Source organism: Streptomyces tardus, assembly GCF_018101125.2.
Taxonomy (GTDB): domain Bacteria; phylum Actinomycetota; class Actinomycetes; order Streptomycetales; family Streptomycetaceae; genus Streptomyces; species Streptomyces tardus.
In genome coordinates this window covers 1,055,229-1,071,710 of sequence record NZ_JAELVF020000001.1, presented here as the reverse complement: position 1 = coordinate 1,071,710, position 16,482 = coordinate 1,055,229, and the positions used below count along the sequence as shown (strand labels likewise).

Here is a 16,482-nt window from a genome sequence, read left to right as displayed (position 1 = left end):
CAGGGGGCAGGGCCTAGACTCCGGTGCGTACAGATCGTCGAACGCGTACGCACGCTGAGAGACGGACGTCAACACGCAGAGGAACGGTGTCGTGCCGGACTACTTCCACGGCTACTCGGTCGTCGGCCTGGTCGCGGTCCTCGGCGCGGTGTTCGTGGCGGCGGCCTTCACCGGAGGCCGGCTGCTGCGGCCGGTCGCGCCGACGCGCGAGAAGATGCTGACCTACGAATGCGGCGTCGACCCGGTGGGCGACGACTGGGCGCACACCCAGGTTCGCTATTACGTGTACGCCTTCCTCTACGTGATCTTCGCGATCGACTCGATCTTCCTCTTCCCCTGGGCGACGATCTTCGCCGCGGTCGGATTCGGTGCAGCGACGCTGGTGGAGATGTTCATCTTCCTCGGGCTGCTGGCGATCGGGCTGCTCTACGCATATAAGAAGGGCGTCCTCACATGGACGTGACACGTGCCGACCTCCCGGAACCGCGACGACTCGGTGCGCTGGCCCGACTCGCGCCCGAGCCGATGAAGGTGGTCCTCAACTGGGGCCGCCGCTACAGCCTCTGGGTCTTCAACTTCGGACTGGCCTGCTGCGCCATCGAGTTCATCGCGGCGTCGATGTCGCGGCACGACTTCATCCGGCTCGGCGTCATCCCGTTCGCCCCCGGACCGAGACAGGCCGACCTGATGGTCGTCTCGGGAACGGTGACGGACAAGATGGCGCCCGCCGTCAAGCGGCTCTACGAGCAGATGCCCGAGCCCAAGTACGTGGTGTCCTTCGGCGCGTGCTCCAACTGCGGCGGTCCGTACTGGGACTCGTACTCGGTGACCAAGGGCGTGGACCAGATCATCCCGGTCGATGTGTACGTACCCGGTTGCCCGCCGCGTCCCGAGGCGCTGCTCCAGGGGATTCTGAAGCTCCAGGAGAAGATCGCGCAGGAGTCGTTGAGCGAGCGGTACGGCCGCGGCCCCACGGCCGCGGGTCCGGCGGCGCTCGCGAGCGGCCTGGTGACGCCTCCGCCCGCGCCGGAGGAGGAGGCCAAGTGAGCGCGCCCACCCCGGAACCCGACGAGAACCCCGGACCGAGCCCGCGCCCCGCAGCAGCGCCACCCGTGTCGCCGGAGTCGCCCGTACCGCCTGCCGCCTCCGTACCGCCTGCCGCGCCCGAGGGGTGGCTGCCCGTGCCCGCGGCCGAGCTCTTCGGCGAGGGGGCGAGCGCGACCGACGCGTACGCGCTGCTCACCGTCGACGTACCCGCCCAACGCTGGCTCGCAGCCCTGCGGTTGGCGCGGGACGAGCTGGGATGCACCTACTTCGACTGGCTGAGCGCCGTCGACGAACCCGGCAGCGGGTTCCGGATCTGCGCCCATCTGGTCGCCCTGCCGAACGCCGCCGCGAACGCCGCCGCGGACGGGGCGGGCCGAAGGCTGCGCCGGCTGCTGATCCGTACGACCGTGGCGCACGCCGCGCCCGAACTCCCCACCGCCACCGAGGTGTTCGCCGGTGCGGGCTGGCACGAGCGGGAGACGTACGAGATGTTCGGCGTACGGTTCACCGACCACCCCGCCCTCGAACCGCTGCTGCTGCCGGACGGCTTCGAAGGGCACCCGTTGCGCAAGGACTTCGTGCTCGCCGCCCGGGTGGTGAAGGCCTGGCCGGGTGCCAAGGAGCCCGGCGAGAGCCACGACGGCGGACCCAAGCGGCGGCAGATGCTGCCCCCCGGCGTACCCGACCCGAACGAGTGGGGCCCGCTCAAGGGCCGGCTCCCACCTGCTCCGGCCCGGCCCGCCCGCGGCCGTGCGGGCGCTGCCGGCCGTACGGGTGCGGCGGGGCGTACGGGCGCGACCGGAGCGGGCGCGGCCGGTGAGCGTCCGCGTCGTGCCCGGAGCGCCGCCGCGGGCTCGGCGAGCCAGCAGGCCGAAAGCGCCGAGGGTGCCGCGGCGACGCCCCCGGGCGACACGGCACCCACGACCGGTACCGCCGCGAGCGGTGGCGGCGGTGCGGAAGCCCCGGCAGCACCGGCCGTCGGCCTCGGCGCGGCCTCGGCGAGGCCTCCGCGCCGCAGCCGTACGGCTGCGGACGGTTCGGCCTCGCAGGCCGCCCCGAGCCCACAGTCGGACACCGGCCCGAAGCCGCCGGGGGGTTCGGAGTCGCCGACCGACCGGAAGCCGACGGGCGACCCCGAAGCGGGCCCCGCCGCTGAGTCACCGGCCGCTCCTGAAACGGCCGCTCCTGAACCGGCCGCCGCTCCCGAGGCGGCTGCACCGGCGGCCGACAGTCGGCCCGCGCCGGCCGAGGTGTCCGAGCCGTCCGCCGCCTCAGAATCGTCGGCGCCGGAGTCCGCGGAGGAACGCGGCAGTTCGGCAGCCGGAACGTCGGGTCGCGCACGGCGCAACCGCAGCGTGAACGAGGGTTCCGCCTCGCAGCGTGCGCCCCGGGAGGACGCCGTACCGGACTCCGCGTCGAGCGGTGCGCCCGGACAGCGCTCCAGCGATGCTCCCTGGCACCACGCCCGACCCGCCTTCGACGATGCGTCCCCGCCCGGGGACGACGCTGCGTCGGGCGACGACGCGACGTCGCCGGACAACGCGACGTCCGGCGCATCCGCCGAGCGCGGCACCTCTTCGGGCCGTGACGGCGGCGCCTCGAAGCGCGGGCCGGGTCCGGAGCGGGAGACGCCGTCCGCCGCCGAGGACGAAGCCTCCGAGCGCGGCCGTACGGAGGACGAGGACTGATGGAGTTCTTCGACGTCGCCTGGCGGCTGCTGGTCGTCATGCTCGCCTTCCTCGTGCTGCCGCTGCTGGTGGGCCAGGCCGAGCACAAGGTCATGGCGCACATGCAGGGACGCGTCGGCCCGATGCACGCGGGCGGTTTCCACGGCTGGGCCCAACTCGTCGCCGACGGGGTGAAGTTCGCCCAGAAGGAGGACATCGTTCCGGCGGCGGCGGACCGCCGCGTCTTCCAACTCGCGCCCGCAGTGGCCCTGGTGCCGTATCTGATCGTCCTCATCGCCATCCCGGTGGCGCCCAACGGCGTGGTCGGCCAGGTGGTGGACGCCGGCATCTTCTTCGTCCTCGCGGTGCTGGGCGTCGGCGTGCTCGGCCAGGTGATGGGCGGCTGGGCCTCCGCCAACAAGTACTCGCTGCTCGGCGGGATGCGAACCGCCGCCCAACTCATGGCGTACGAGCTGCCGTTGCTGCTCGCCGCCGCCTCCGTGGTCATGGCCTCCGGCACGCTTTCGCTGCCCGGAATCCTCGACGTCTGGCAGTGGTGGTGGCTGCCGTGGCAGCTCGTCGGCGCGTTCGTGTTCTTCGTCGCCGGCGTCGCCGAGCTGCACCGGCCGCCCTTCGACGCGCCGTTGGCACCCGAAGAGATCATCTTCGGCCCGCTGACGGAGTACGGAGGACTGCGCTTCGCCTTCTTCATGCTGTCGGAGTACGCCGGCATCGTGGTGATCTCGGCGCTGACGTCGGTGCTCTTCCTCGGCGGCTGGCACGGCCCGTTCGCCGACCAGCTCGGCTGGCTGTGGATGCTCCTCAAGACAGCCGCTCTCTGCTTCCTGGTGATCTGGATGCGGGTCGCCTGGCCCCGGCTGCGGGCCGACCAGATCCAGCGGTTCGCGTGGACCTGCCTGGTGCCGCTGGCACTGGCCCAGATCGCGCTGACCGGCGTCGTGAAGGTGGTGTTCCTGTAATGGGCCTCCCCGGCTCGGGCCTCGCCAAAGGGCTGGCCATCACGCTGCGGACCATGACGCGGCGGTCCGTCACCGCGCACTACCCGGACGTACAGCCCGAGTTGCCCGCGCGCAGCCGCGGAGTCATCGGGCTCTTCGAGGAGAACTGCACGGTCTGCATGCTGTGCGCCCGCGAGTGCCCCGACTGGTGCATCTACATCGACTCGCACAAGGAGACCGTCCCGGCCACCACTTCGGGAGGACGGGACCGCAGCCGCAACGTGCTGGACCGCTTCGCCATCGACTTCTCGCTCTGCATGTACTGCGGAATCTGCATCGAGGTCTGCCCCTTCGACGCGCTGTTCTGGTCGCCGGAGTTCGAGTACGCCGAGACCGACATCCACGAACTGACCCACGAGCGCGAGAAGTTGCGCGAGTGGATGTGGACCGTCCCCGAACCGCCGCCGCTGGACCCCGCGGCGGAGGAGCCCAAGGAAGTGGGATCCGCGCGCAAGGCCGCCGACAAGCTCGCCGTCCAACTGGCCGAGCAGCTGGAGCAGGAGCAGCTGGAGCAGGAGCACGGGGAGGCCGCCGAGGCAGCCGATCCGGGCACCCCGGGCGCCGGCACCCCCGGCCCCGCTGCGGACAGCGGCGCCGCGGAGCCACCCACCACCGACCGGCCGGAGAAGCCCGAACGACCCGACCGATCCGAACCGTCCGACCGGTCCGACCGACCCGGTCCGCCCGAGGACCGCCGCCAGGGCCGGGAGGGCGAGGCATGAGTACGTTCCCCGCCAACGCCTCCGGCACCGTCGACGGCACGCTGCTGCTCGCCGCCGGGCGCGGTTTCCTGTCGCCGACCGGCGTGGAGATCACCTTCGTACTGGTCGGCCTCGTCACGCTCGGCGCCGCGATCATGGCGGTGACCAGCAAGCAGCTGGTGCACGCCGCGCTCTGGCTGGTGCTGGCGCTCGGCGGTGTCGCGGTCGAATACCTGCTGCTCACAGCCGAGTTCATCGCCTGGGTGCAGGTGCTGATCTATGTCGGTTCGGTCGTCGTGCTGTTGCTCTTCGGACTGATGCTCACCCGGGCGCCCATCGGGCCCTCGCCCGACGCGGACTCCGGCAACCGCTGGATCGCCCTCGCGGTAGCCCTCGCCACCGCCGCGACGCTGGTCACCGTCGTCGTGGACGCCTTCGTCTCGGCCAACTCCGCCTGGATCACTCTGGACACCCCGCAGGGCGACACGGCGACGATCGGTGAAAGCCTCTTCCGGCACTGGGTGCTGCCGTTCGAAGCGCTCTCGGTGCTGCTGCTCGCGGCGCTGGTCGGCGCGATCGTGCTCTCCCGCCGCAGATCCACCGCGTCGGGCGCCGCACCTCGAACCTCCACCCGCCCCGTCGCCCCGCCCGGGCCCGGTGCCCGTCCCCGGGCCGGCGCTCGCACCGTCGCGGGCGGCGGGCCCGCCGACGCACAGCCCGTCGCCGACGCACAGCCAGGCCCCGGTGAACAGGCCGACGCCGGTGGGCAGTCGGAGCAGAGCCCGGTCAACGAGAGCGAGCCGGAGTCCGGCCGGGGGAAGAAGGAAGAGCGCTGATGCATCTCGTCTACCCGGCCGTCCTCTCCGCCCTCCTCTTCAGCGTTGGCCTCTACGGCGTGCTGGCCAGGCGCAATATCGTCCTCGTCCTGATCTCCGTCGAGCTGATGCTCAACGCGGTCAACCTCAACCTCGTCGCCTTCGACGTCTGGTTGCGCGACGAACTGCACGCCGGGCAGTCGCTGACGCTCTTCACCATCGCGATCGCCGCCGCCGAGATCGGTATCGGCCTGGCCATCGTCCTCCTCGTGTTCCGCAACCGCGGCAGCTCGAATCTGGACGAACTCAGGGACCTCGCCGAGGAGCCGCCCGAGGGGCCGCCCCACGACGGCGACGCCGTCGAGTCGTCCGGCGACGCCACCGACCCGGCCGGCAGCGGCCACCACCCCGACGCCGCCGCGGCGAAGAAGGCGGAGGCCACCGCGTGAGCACGACCACCCTCGCCGTACTCGTCCCGCTGCTGCCCTTCCTCGGTGCCTTCGCCGGCTTCGCGGCGGGCCGTAGGGCACCCGGCTTCGTACGGCCGCTCGCCGTGCTGCCGACTCTCGCGGCCACCGCGCTGGCGGTCGTGGTCGCGCTGCGGCAGGGCGGCGGCACGGGCGAGGCAGCGGTCACCGCGGCCACCGACCTCACCCCCACCGGCAACGAGTCGCTGCCGATCAGCCTCGCCTTCCACCTCGACGGCTTCGCCGTACTCGTGGCAGTGCTGGTCGCACTGGTCGCCACCTGCGTGCAGCTCTACTCCACCGGCTATCTCCGCGACGATCCGCGCTACGCCTCCTACGCCTCGCTCGTCTCCCTGTTCACCGCCGCGATGCTGCTGGTCGTCTACGCCGACGACCTCATCGTGCTGCTGGTCGGCTGGGAGATCATGGGCATCTGCTCGTACTTCCTGGTCGGCCACTACTGGGAGAAGGCGGCGGCGCGCTCCGCCTCCCTCAAGGCGTTCCTGATCACCAAGCTCGGCGATGTGCCCTTCCTGATCGGCATCCTGGCGCTGGCCTCCGAAGCCGGTACGTTCCGCATCAGCACGATCGTCGCCCGACTCACCTCCTCGCTCTCGGACTTCGAGCTCGGCCACCCGACGCTGATCGCACTGCTGCTGCTCGCGGGTGTCGCGGGCAAGTCGGCGCAGTTCCCGCTGCACAGCTGGCTGCCGGACGCGATGGCGGGCCCCACGCCGGTCTCCGCACTGATCCACGCCGCCACCATGGTCGCGGCCGGCGTGTACTTCGTCGCCAGACTGCTGCCGGTCTTCACCGCCTCCGCCGCGGCGCTGGTGGTCCTCGCTCTCCTCGCGGCCCTGACCATGGTCGGTTCAGCCCTGGCCGCGCTGGCACAGGACGACCTCAAACGGGTGCTCGCCTACTCCACCGTCGGCCAACTCGGCTACATGCTCGGCGCGTTGGCCGTCGGAAACCGCTCGGCCGCCGTCTTCCACCTCCTGTCCCACGGCGCGTTCAAGGCACTGCTCTTCCTGACCGCCGGCGTGGTGATCACCGCGGCCGGCACCGCCTCGCTGGCGGCCATGGCCCGGATACGCGGCCTCACCCGCCGGGCGCCGGACGCGTTCTGGACCATGACGATCGGTCTCCTCGCCCTCGCCGCGCTTCCTCCCTTCAGCGGCTTCTTCTCCAAGGAAGCAGTCCTGGGCGCCGCGGAGCACGCCGCCGTCGACCCCGACCGAGGCATCCCCGCGATCGCAGGCTGGATCGTGCTCGCCGCCGGTCTGGTCACCGCCCTTCTCACCGCGAGCTACGCCACCCGGCTCTGGCTGCTCGCCTGGCGCGACGCCCCCGCCCCACCCGCGACTTCGCCTTCCGGCCACGGCGCTCCGGAAACCGCAGAGCCGACCGCCCCCGGAGCGCCGACCGCGCCCGCCGTACGCCCCGCCACGCTGCCCATGAACGCCGTGCTGTGGCTGCTCGCCGTCCCCTCCCTCGGCTTCGGACTGCTCTACTCACGTCTGCCCGACTGGTTCGACGGCGACAGCCTCGCGCCGACGCTCACCACCTCCGTCCTGGCCACCGGTGTGGCCCTCGTCGGTGCGCTGGTCACCTACGCGACCTGGCGCCACACCACGGTGCTCGGCCGCGACCCGGACCCCGGTCCGGTACTCCTGGGCCCGCTGCACGGGCCCGCCCGCGCCGGCTTCCACCTCGACGCGCTGTACGACCGGCTCTTCGTCGCACCCGTGCACAGCGGCGCACGCCTGGTCCGCTTCCTCGACCGCGAGGTCGTCGACACCTGCGTACGCGGAGCCGCCACTCTGCCCCGCTGGCTCGGATCCGCGCTGCGCAGAACCCAGACCGGCAACGCGCAGACCTATCTGAGCGCACTGCTGGCCGGCGCGATCATCCTGACCATCGCCGTCCTCGCCGCCGGAGCGTGAGTCGTGACTGCCCTGAACGCCCTCGTCCCCGGCGCGAGCGCACCGCAACTCCTGCTGGTCGCCGCGCTGTTGCTCCCGCTGCTCGGTGCCGTCGCCGCGCTGCTGCCCGCGCCGCCCGGACTGCGCGGACGCAGCCCGGAACAGGCCGTACTGCGCCACGGCGTCACCGTCACCGGCGCTGTACTGCTGGCCACGGTGGTGCTGGCCGCCGGCTTCGACTACGACAGGGCCGGCGACATCCAGGCGGAGTCGGACGTCAGCTGGATCCCGGCTTTCGGTATTCGCCTGCACTTCGGTGTCGACGGCATCTCGCTTCCCCTCCTCGTCCTCACCGCACTGCTCTGCTTCCTGTGCGCGCTCTACAGCTACTTCGTCGCACCACCCCGGGGGGCGGGGTCGCCCAAGGCCTTCGTGGCGCTGCTGCTCGTCCTGGAGACCGGGGTCCTGGCGACCTTCGCGGTCCTGGACCTGGTGCTGTTCTTCCTGGCCTTCGAGATGGTCCTCATCCCGATGTACTTCCTCATCGCCCGCTGGGGCGGTGCCGGACGCGCCCCGGCCGCCTGGAAGTTCGTCCTCTACACCCTCCTCGGCTCCGTGGTCATGCTCCTCGGACTGCTGCTCATCGGCCTTCAGGGCGGCACCTTCGACATGGTGGCACTCGCCACTGACAACGGCGCCTCGCTCACCCGCACCACCCAGCTCGTCGCCGTCCTCGCCATCGGCGTCGGACTGGCCGTCAAGACCCCGATGTGGCCGCTGCACAGCTGGCTGCCGGACGCCCACACCTCCGCCCCCACGGTCGGGTCGGTGCTGCTGGCAGGCGTCCTGCTGAAGATGGGCACCTACGGACTCGTACGGATCGTGCTGCCGATCGCACCCGAGGGGGCGGCCCACTTCGCGCCCTACCTCGGCGCATTCGCCGTCGTCGGCATCCTCTACGGATCGCTTGCCTGCCTCGCGCTCGTACGCAGGGGCGCCGGCGGCGACCTCAAACGGTTGATCGCCTACTCCTCGGTCGGGCACATGGGCTTCGTCCTCCTGGGGATCGCCACCCTCACCCGTACCGGCGTCAACGGCGCGCTCTTCGCCAACGTCGCGCACGGCCTCATCACCGGCCTGCTCTTCTTCCTCGTCGGCGCGCTGAAGGAACGCACCGGCAGCACCGACCTCGACCGGCTCGCCGCCACCGACGGGGCTGCGCTGTACGGCCGTTCGCCCCGGCTCGGCGGTCTGCTGGCCTTCGCCGCGATCGCCTCGCTCGGCCTGCCCGGACTCGCCGGCTTCTGGGGCGAGATGCTCGCCCTGCTCGGCGCGTACGACCCCGCCGAGGGTCTGAGCCGCCCGACCTACCTGGTCTTCATGGTGCTGGCCGCCTTCGGCACGCTGCTGACCGCGGCGTACCTGCTGCTGGTCGTACGCCGCGTGTGCATGGGCGATCCGAACGAGGCCCCCCGGCCGCCCGCCGACACCACGCCGTCCGCCCCCGACACCACGATTTCGAGCCCGACTTCGAGCCCGGCTTCGAGCCCGGCTCCGGCACCGAGCCCGGAGACCGGGTCCGGCGCGGCCGGCCCGGCGCTCTCGGCGCCGACGAGCGCCGCGTTCCCGGACGTTCGCGGGTACGAGTACGCGGCCTGGGTGCCGCTCGTCGCCCTCACGCTGCTCACCGGGTTGTGGCCCGGCCTCCTCCTGCACCTGACCAACCCGGCCGTGCAGAACCTGCTGCCAGGAGTCACCCGATGACCTACGCCGCCGCGGACCTCGTCCAGTCCGTCGACTGGGTCGCGCTCGCCCCGCCCACGGTCGTCACGGTGGCCGCACTCGTCCTGCTGGTCGCCGACCTCTTCGTGGACGAGCGCCGCAAACCGCTGCTCGGCTGGGGCGCGGTCCTGGCGACGGTCCTCGCCGGACTCAGCCTGCTCCCGCTCGTCGGCGAGCGGCGCAGCACCTTCTGCCTGGTCGGGGACCCCGGCTCGTGCAGCTACACCGCGGACACCTTCACGCTCACCGTCCAACTCCTCGTGCTCGGCGCCGCGTTGATCACCGCGCTGCTCTCGCTGACGCTGGTGCGGGACGCGAAGCTGCCCGCGGGGGAGTACTGGTTCCTGCTGCTCGCCTCGACCGCCGGCGCCGTGCTGCTGCCCGCCGCCCGCGATCTGGCAACCCTGGTCATCGCCCTGGAAGTCGCCTCCCTGCCCGTCTTCGCGCTGCTCGCGCTGCGGGCCGGTGATCGCCGCGGCTCGGAGGCGGCGCTCAAGTTCTTCCTCTCCTCGGTCGCCGCCACCGCCGTCACGCTGATGGGCGTCAGCCTGCTCTACGCGGCCACCGGCAGCCTCCACCTGAACCGGGTCGCGACCGGCCTGGAGGAGGTCGACCCCCAGCTGGAGACGCTGGCCGCGGCCGGAGTGGTGCTCACACTCGTCGGCTTCGCCTTCAAGACCGCGGTGGTGCCGTTCCACTTCTGGGTCCCCGACACCTACGTCGGCGCCCCGGTGCCCGTCGCCGCCTTCCTCTCGGTGGTCGGCAAGGCGGTCGGCTTCGTCGGACTGATCCTGGTCACCCTGCTCGCCTTCCCGGGCCATGCGGACACCTGGGCGCCGGCGGTCGCCGTGCTCGCCGCGCTGACCATGAGCGTCGGGAACCTCGCCGCGATGCGCCAGCGCGCGGAAACCCGCCACAGCGCCGTACGGCTCCTCGCCTGGTCCTCCGTCGGCCAGGCCGGCTATCTGATCGTCCCGCTCGCCGCCGCGGGATACATGAGCGGTGAGGAGCCGCTGCGGGTCGTCGGGGCAAGCCTGAGCTACGCCCTGATGTACGCGGCGGTGAACCTCGGCGCCTTCGCGGTGGCCACCCATGTCGCCCGCAGCGCGCCGGCCAACCGCCTTACCGACTACCGCGGTCTCTACGCCCGCAACCCGCCGGCCGCGCTGGCGCTCGGCTTCTTCCTGCTCTGCCTGGCCGGGCTCCCGCCGGGGGTGATCGGACTCTTCGCAAAGGTCGCGGTCTTCGGGGCGGCGGTGGACGCCGGACTCGGCTGGCTCGCGGTGGTCATGGCGCTGAACGTCGTCCTCGGCCTCGTCTACTACCTCCGCTGGACCGCCCTGCTCTTCCAGCCCGCAGCCGATCCCGCAGCCGATCCCGCAGCCGGGCCCGAGGCCGATCCCGCCACCCGGCCCGCGAGCGCTTCCGGAGTCCGGGCCCGTACCACCACCCCGCTGCGGGGCCCCACGGCGCTCGCCGTCGCCCTGACCGCGTGCGTGGCCGTGGTGCTCTCCGGCTTGCCCCAGCTCGCACTGCGCTTCGCCTCCACCACTCTCTTCTGACCTGCTCCGGTCGCACCGGTTCGCTGCCGACCGCCCGCCGACCCCGCCGGGAGCGTGTGCGGGACGTGCCCGCAGTGCTGAGGCGCAGCCCGTGCACGCGCTCGGGGAACCCGTGCCCCGGGACCGGCGTTGTGGGGAGTGGGGAGGGTCCGCTGGAGGGTGGAGGTACACCTGACCGCAGGTGTCCTCCCGCCGCACATCTGGAGGGCGAACCGTGCACGGCCGACACAATGGGACAAGGACTGCCCTGCTCCTGGGCCTGATGTCCGCGCTCATCATGGGCGTCGGCAGCGTCTTCGGGAGCACCGGGGTCCTCCTCGCCCTCCTCGTCGCCATCGGGCTCAACGGCTTCGCGTACTGGCGCAGCGACACACTGTCGCTGCGCGCGATGCGGGCGCGCCCGGTCAGCGAGTTCGAGGCACCCGAGCTCTACCGCGTGGTGCGGGAGCTCTCCACCGCCGCCCGTCGGCCGATGCCGAGGGTCTACCTCTCGCCCACCGACGCCCCCAACGCCTTCGCCACCGGCCGCAGCCCCCGGCACGCCACCGTCTGCTGCACCAGAGGCATCCTGCGGCTGCTCGACGAGCGCGAGCTGCGCGGTGTCATCGCCCACGAGCTCAGCCACATCCACAACCGCGACATCCTGCTCGCCTCGGTCGCCGGCTGCCTCGCCTCCGCGGTGATGCTCCTGGTCCACCTCGCCTGGCTGCTGCCCTTCGGACGCACCGAGGAGGACGGGCCCGGCCTGGTCGAGCTGCTGCTGCTCGCGGTGCTCGGGCCGCTCGCCGCCACCGTGATCCGCCTGGCCGTCAGCAGATCCCGGGAGTACGGGGCGGACGCGGCCGGCGCCCGGCTCACCGGCGACCCGCTCGCCCTCGCCTCCGCCCTGCGCAAGCTCGATGTCGGTACGAGCCGGTTGCCGCTTCCCGGCGAGCCGCGGCTGCGCACCGCGAGCCACCTCATGATCGCCAACCCCTTCGGCTGCACCGGGCGCCGTGGGCTCTTCGCCACCCACCCTCCGATGAAAGAGCGCATCGCCCGTCTCGAACGCATGGGAAGCTGATCGACGTGAAGACGATTCTGAACATCATCTGGCTTGTCCTGAGCGGCTTTTGGCTCTTCCTGGCCTACCTGCTCGCCGGTCTGATCCTGTGCATCACGGTGATCGGCATTCCCTTCGGCCTGGCCTCCTTCCGCATCGGCCGGTACGCCCTGTGGCCGTTCGGCTATGAGGCGGTCGAACGCCGCGACGCGGGTGCACCGTCGTGCGTGGGCAACGTGCTGTGGCTGCTGCTGGCCGGCTGGTGGCTCGCTCTCGGCCACATATTCACCGGCGTCGCGCTCTGCGTGACGATCATCGGAATCCCGCTGGGCATCGCGAATTTCAAGATGATCCCGGTCTCGCTGATGCCGCTCGGCCGCGAGATAGTCCCGACCCGCTGACGTACCCGCCGGCAACCCCACCCGTCGGCAACCCCCACCCGCCTGCGTCCGCCACCCGCCGCAAACCCCCGTCCGGCCCGTTCCGGCACGGGGGTCCGCGCCCTCGCCGCGGCCCACCGCGCAAGCGGCCCGAAGCGCGCCGCACGGTCGTGCCGGTGGGCCCGCCCCGTACCCCGCAGCGCCCCGGGCGGTCGTTCGTGCCCGCGCTCCCGCGCTTCGCGCTGCCCCGGCGTCGCGCGCTCCTGGGCTTCGTGCGTGCCCGCGTGCCTGCGGCGACGTGCGTGGCTGCGCCCCCGGCGTACGTGCCGTGGCCGCCCCGCCGTCGCCGCGTGCTGTCCCGGTCCTGCCGGCTGACCGCTACGCTGCTTCCGCGCCGCTGATCCAGGCCATCGCCTGCGCGAGGTCCCGCCCGTCCGGAACCGGATAGTGCTCCAGCTGCTGCTGCAGCAGCAGCCCGCCGAGCAGTGTCATGTAGAGCGAGCCGAACACCCGCCGCTGCTCCTCGGTCACCTCTTTGGCCGGAACGCCGTTCAGCAGCGCGATCAGTCCGGTCGACGACTCCGGCCAGGACGTGGCGAAGAACTCCCGGAGCGCGGAGTCGCGGTCCGCGAGCAGCACTGCCTCCATCTGCGCGCTCCACAGCGCACGGTGCTTCCGGAACAGGTCGACGATCACCGTCCAGCCCGTCTCGAAGTGCTGCCGGCGACCGGCCCCGTCGGGCAGCACGGCGGCCAGGGCCTGCTCGGCGTCATCGCCCCAGTCGCTGGTGGCGGCGAACAGTGCCTCGGCCATCAGCGCGTTCTTCGAGCCGTAGTGGTAGCCGATCGATGCCAGGTTGGTGCCGGACGCGGCCACGATGTCGCGCGCGGTGGTCCTGGCGTACCCCTTCTCCAGCAGGCAGCGCTTCGCGCCGGCCAGCAGGTCCTCACGGTGTCCCATGCGCGCAGCCTAGCCAGCGCCTGGACACGTGTCTTGGACAGGTGACTTGTACGGGCGTTCTATACGAGCGTATAAGACGCATGTATAGTCGATGCCATGCGCTCCTTCACCCAGTCCCACGCCGCACCCGCCCGTGCGGGGCGCAGAGAGTGGGCCGCGCTCTGCGTGCTTCTGCTGCCGTTGCTCCTCGTGTCGATGGACGTCTCGGTGCTCTACTTCGCCGTTCCGTTCATCGCCCAGGAACTGGGGCCCACCGCCACCGAGCAGCTGTGGATCCTGGACATCTACGCGTTCGTCCTGGCGGGGCTGCTGCTGACGATGGGGGCGCTCGGCGACCGCATCGGGCGCCGGCGTCTGCTGCTGATCGGGGCCGTGGCGTTCGGCGCGGCCTCGCTCGCCGCCGCGTACGCCGACGGTCCGGGTGAACTCATCACCGCCCGCGCCCTGTTGGGGCTCGGCGGTGCCACCCTGATGCCCGCCACCCTCGCGCTGATCCGCAACCTCTTCCGCGATCCGCGCCAGCGCGCCACCGCCATCGCGATCTGGTCGGCGGTGCTGAGCAGCGGCGTCGCTCTGGGCCCGGTCATCAGCGGAGTGCTGCTGGAGCACTACTGGTGGGGCTCGGTGTTCCTGATAAACCTGCCCGCCATGCTGACGCTCCTCGCCCTCGCCCCGTTCCTGGTTCCCGAGTCCAGGAACGAGCGGGCCGGCCGCTTCGACCGCCTCAGCTCGCTGCTCTCCCTCGCCGCGATCCTGCCCGCGGTGTACGCGGTCAAGGAGACAGCCGCCCACGGCTTCCAGGCGCTGGACGGGCTCGCTCTGGCGCTTGCCGCGGTCTTCGGAGTCCTCTTCGTGCGACGACAGTCGCGCTGCCCGCACCCCATGCTGCCGCCGGACCTCTTCCGTGTCCGCGGCGTACCTGCGGCGCTCGCAAGCCAGTTGGTGGCGATGTTCGTCATGGTGGGCAGCGCGGTCTTCACCACCCAGTACCTGCAGATGGTGCTCGGGTACAGTCCGCTCACCGCCGCGCTGTGGAGCCTGCTCCCGCCGCTCGGTGTCGCGGTCGCCGCACCTGCCGCCGTGACGCTCGCCCGCACGGTCAACCGCGCGTACCTCATCGCCGCGGGCTTCTGCCTGGCCGTCGCAGGACTGCTGCTGATCGTCCGGGTGGAGGTCGACTCCCCGCTGTGGCACGTGCTGGTGGGCATCGGCGTGTGCTCCGCGGGCCTCGCCGCGGTCATGACCCTGATGACCGACCTCGTCGTCGGCGCCGCTCCGCCCGAACGGGCCGGCAGCGCCTCGGCCACCGTGGAGTGCGCCTCGGAACTGGGCGGCGCGCTCGGCATGGCGATCCTCGGCAGCATCGGCGCCGCCGTCTACCGCGGTGAGATCAGGGACACGCTCGCCGACGGCCCCGCCGCCGAAACCCTCGGGGGCGCCGTACAGATGGCCGGCCAACTGCCCGACGAGGCAGGGCGAACGTTGCTCGCCGCAGCCCGTACGGCCTTCACCAACGGCATGAACGTCGCCGCCCTCGTGGCCGCTGTACTCGCACTGGCCACCGCGGGGCTCGCCGCACACCGGCTGCGCCACACCGGCACCACGCCCACCGGTCAGCCGGTGGACGACACCTCCGCCCCGTCGGGCGACGCTGCCGCCACCGCGCGCGACACGTTCGCGCCCGCCACCGCGCGGGGGTCGGACAGAGGTGCCACGGCGCCGGAACCGAGGGTGGCGGGCCCCGGCGAGCCCGGGGGCGTTCCCGGATCCGACCGCGGCCTCGTGCGCGACTGAAGTCGACGGCGGTGCGGCACTCGCCCGTCAGGCCGTGCCGGAGCCATCGCACTGGGCGGCCTGCCCGCGCGGCACGCGGGCCGGGCCGGTCGCGAACCGGGGCATCACCCCGCACGCGACCGGCCCGGTCGTCTGCGCCCAGCGGTCCCGGGCTCCCGGTCGCCACATCTCGTGGGACCGGTCGTCGGGCGACCAACTACCGCTGTCTCAGCGGTAGTTCACGAACTGCAGCGCGAAGTCGAAGTCCTTGCCCTTGAGCAGGGTGATCACTTCCTGGAGGTGGTCCCGGCTCTTGGAGCTGACCCGCAGCTCGTCACCCTGGACCTGCGCCTTGATGCCCTTGGGGCCCTCGTCGCGGATGATCTTCGCGACCTTCTTGGCGTCCTCCTGGGAGATGCCCTCCTTGAGGGAGGAGGCCAGGCGGTACTCCTTGCCGGAGAGCTGAGGCTCCCCGGAGTCCAGCACCTTCAGCGAGACGCCCCGCTTGATCAGCTTGGACTGGAAGATGTCGAGCACAGCCTTCGCGCGCTCCTCGGAGTTCGCCCTGATCTCGATCTGCTCGCCCGACCAGGCGATGGACGCGCCCACGCCCTTGAAGTCGTACCGCTGGGAGATCTCCTTGCCCGCCTGGTTCAGGGCGTTGTCGACCTCCTGCCGCTCGACCTTCGAGACGATGTCGAAACTGGAGTCGGCCATCGTGAGTTGGCTCCTCGTACATAGATTCCGCTGACGACGATGCCGGCCCGGCGCTCCCGTTCCGGCCGGGTCAGCCTAGCCCCGACGGATGGCCCCCTGCCCCGCAACAACCAGGTGGCGGACCACCCACGGGTATCAGGTAGTGTTTACCCCGTTGCCGCGGAGCAGGGCTCCGGGGCGGCAAATCCCAGGCGGTGTGCCCGAGCGGCCAAAGGGAGCAGACTGTAAATCTGCCGGCTCAGCCTTCCCAGGTTCGAATCCTGGCGCCGCCACATGGATGGGAAACCCCCTTCGACCAGCTGTTACAGCAGGTCGAAGGGGGTTTCGTCGTTCCGGGTGACGAGACAGCCCCGCACCCCGTCGAGTCGCCCCGTCCACCGCTGCCCCGCCACCCGACGGGGCACCCTCCGGCCCCGGAAGTCCCGGCCCCGGACGCGCCCATGCAGTACTGCCACTCCTCTCCGGGAACGGGGCTCCGGGTCACTCCACGCAACCTCGCCCGGCCCCGATTCCCCACGCATGTGGACCGGCCAGCCCCAGCCCCGGTGCAGCCCCAGCCCCAGCCACCGGACCCGTCCCTGCGTGCGGGGAGCGGGAGCCCATCGAGTACGCGATCCGACGAGAC

Annotated in this window: 15 protein-coding genes and 1 tRNA gene; 14 read left to right on the top strand and 2 right to left on the bottom strand. The window is 71.8% G+C overall.

Features of this window, described 5'->3' with window-relative positions; genetic code table 11:
• Positions 1–91 precede the first annotated feature (91 nt).
• The 12 genes from JGS22_RS04680 to JGS22_RS04625 all read left to right on the top strand — a co-directional run bounded on the left by JGS22_RS04680 (position 92) and on the right by JGS22_RS04625 (position 12,428).
• A complete protein-coding gene (locus tag JGS22_RS04680; protein WP_211040734.1) occupies positions 92–463 on the top strand; it encodes an NADH-quinone oxidoreductase subunit A in 372 nt (123 codons plus the stop codon).
• Positions 454–1,047, top strand: coding sequence for an NADH-quinone oxidoreductase subunit B (locus JGS22_RS04675; protein ID WP_211040733.1), 594 nt, complete (start codon positions 454–456; stop codon positions 1,045–1,047). The genes JGS22_RS04680 and JGS22_RS04675 overlap by 10 nt, the downstream gene beginning before the upstream one ends.
• On the top strand, positions 1,044–2,735 hold the full coding sequence (locus tag JGS22_RS04670; protein ID WP_308405510.1) for an NADH-quinone oxidoreductase subunit C: 1,692 nt from the start codon (positions 1,044–1,046) through the stop codon (positions 2,733–2,735). Before JGS22_RS04675 ends, JGS22_RS04670 begins: the two co-directional genes overlap by 4 nt.
• Positions 2,735–3,694 carry a complex I subunit 1/NuoH family protein gene (locus JGS22_RS04665; RefSeq protein WP_211040732.1) on the top strand — a complete coding sequence of 320 codons (960 nt, stop codon included), beginning with the start codon at positions 2,735–2,737 and terminating at the stop codon, positions 3,692–3,694. The genes JGS22_RS04670 and JGS22_RS04665 overlap by 1 nt, the downstream gene beginning before the upstream one ends.
• Positions 3,694–4,455: a NuoI/complex I 23 kDa subunit family protein gene (locus JGS22_RS04660; protein WP_211040731.1), complete on the top strand. Its 762-nt coding sequence runs from the start codon at positions 3,694–3,696 to the stop codon at positions 4,453–4,455. The genes JGS22_RS04665 and JGS22_RS04660 overlap by 1 nt, the downstream gene beginning before the upstream one ends.
• Positions 4,452–5,270 (top strand): NADH-quinone oxidoreductase subunit J, encoded by an 819-nt coding sequence (locus JGS22_RS04655; protein WP_211040730.1) that lies wholly within the window; start codon positions 4,452–4,454, stop codon positions 5,268–5,270. The genes JGS22_RS04660 and JGS22_RS04655 overlap by 4 nt, the downstream gene beginning before the upstream one ends.
• The gene (gene nuoK, locus JGS22_RS04650) at positions 5,270–5,698 is read left to right on the top strand and encodes an NADH-quinone oxidoreductase subunit NuoK (protein ID WP_211040729.1); all 429 of its coding nucleotides are present in this window, start codon (positions 5,270–5,272) and stop codon (positions 5,696–5,698) included. Before JGS22_RS04655 ends, nuoK begins: the two co-directional genes overlap by 1 nt.
• Positions 5,695–7,662, top strand: coding sequence for an NADH-quinone oxidoreductase subunit 5 family protein (locus tag JGS22_RS04645; RefSeq protein WP_211040728.1), 1,968 nt, complete (start codon positions 5,695–5,697; stop codon positions 7,660–7,662). The genes nuoK and JGS22_RS04645 overlap by 4 nt, the downstream gene beginning before the upstream one ends.
• A gap of 12 nt (positions 7,663–7,674) precedes the next feature.
• Positions 7,675–9,405, top strand: a complete 1,731-nt coding sequence (locus JGS22_RS04640; RefSeq protein WP_211040744.1) for a complex I subunit 4 family protein — start codon at positions 7,675–7,677, stop codon at positions 9,403–9,405.
• A complete protein-coding gene (locus JGS22_RS04635; protein ID WP_211040727.1) occupies positions 9,402–10,985 on the top strand; it encodes an NADH-quinone oxidoreductase subunit N in 1,584 nt (527 codons plus the stop codon). Before JGS22_RS04640 ends, JGS22_RS04635 begins: the two co-directional genes overlap by 4 nt.
• Before the next feature lie 214 nt (positions 10,986–11,199).
• A complete protein-coding gene (gene htpX, locus JGS22_RS04630) occupies positions 11,200–12,048 on the top strand; it encodes a zinc metalloprotease HtpX (RefSeq protein ID WP_211040726.1) in 849 nt (282 codons plus the stop codon).
• A gap of 5 nt (positions 12,049–12,053) precedes the next feature.
• Positions 12,054–12,428 (top strand): YccF domain-containing protein, encoded by a 375-nt coding sequence (locus JGS22_RS04625; RefSeq protein WP_211040725.1) that lies wholly within the window; start codon positions 12,054–12,056, stop codon positions 12,426–12,428.
• A gap of 357 nt (positions 12,429–12,785) precedes the next feature.
• Here the strand turns inward: JGS22_RS04625 and JGS22_RS04620 are convergent, their stop codons facing one another.
• The gene (locus tag JGS22_RS04620; protein WP_211039058.1) at positions 12,786–13,367 is read right to left on the bottom strand and encodes a TetR/AcrR family transcriptional regulator; all 582 of its coding nucleotides are present in this window, start codon (positions 13,365–13,367) and stop codon (positions 12,786–12,788) included.
• A 96-nt stretch (positions 13,368–13,463) separates the two neighbouring features.
• On the opposite strand from JGS22_RS04620, the gene JGS22_RS04615 reads away from it, so the two are divergent.
• Positions 13,464–15,161 carry an MFS transporter gene (locus JGS22_RS04615; RefSeq protein WP_211039059.1) on the top strand — a complete coding sequence of 566 codons (1,698 nt, stop codon included), beginning with the start codon at positions 13,464–13,466 and terminating at the stop codon, positions 15,159–15,161.
• A 207-nt stretch (positions 15,162–15,368) separates the two neighbouring features.
• On the opposite strand, the gene JGS22_RS04610 is transcribed toward JGS22_RS04615, so the two are convergent.
• Positions 15,369–15,857, bottom strand: a complete 489-nt coding sequence (locus JGS22_RS04610) for a YajQ family cyclic di-GMP-binding protein (RefSeq protein WP_211039060.1) — start codon at positions 15,855–15,857, stop codon at positions 15,369–15,371.
• A 190-nt stretch (positions 15,858–16,047) separates the two neighbouring features.
• Here JGS22_RS04610 and JGS22_RS04605 point away from each other — a divergent pair.
• Positions 16,048–16,129, top strand: a tRNA-Tyr gene (locus JGS22_RS04605).
• The last annotated feature ends 353 nt before the right edge of the window (positions 16,130–16,482 follow it).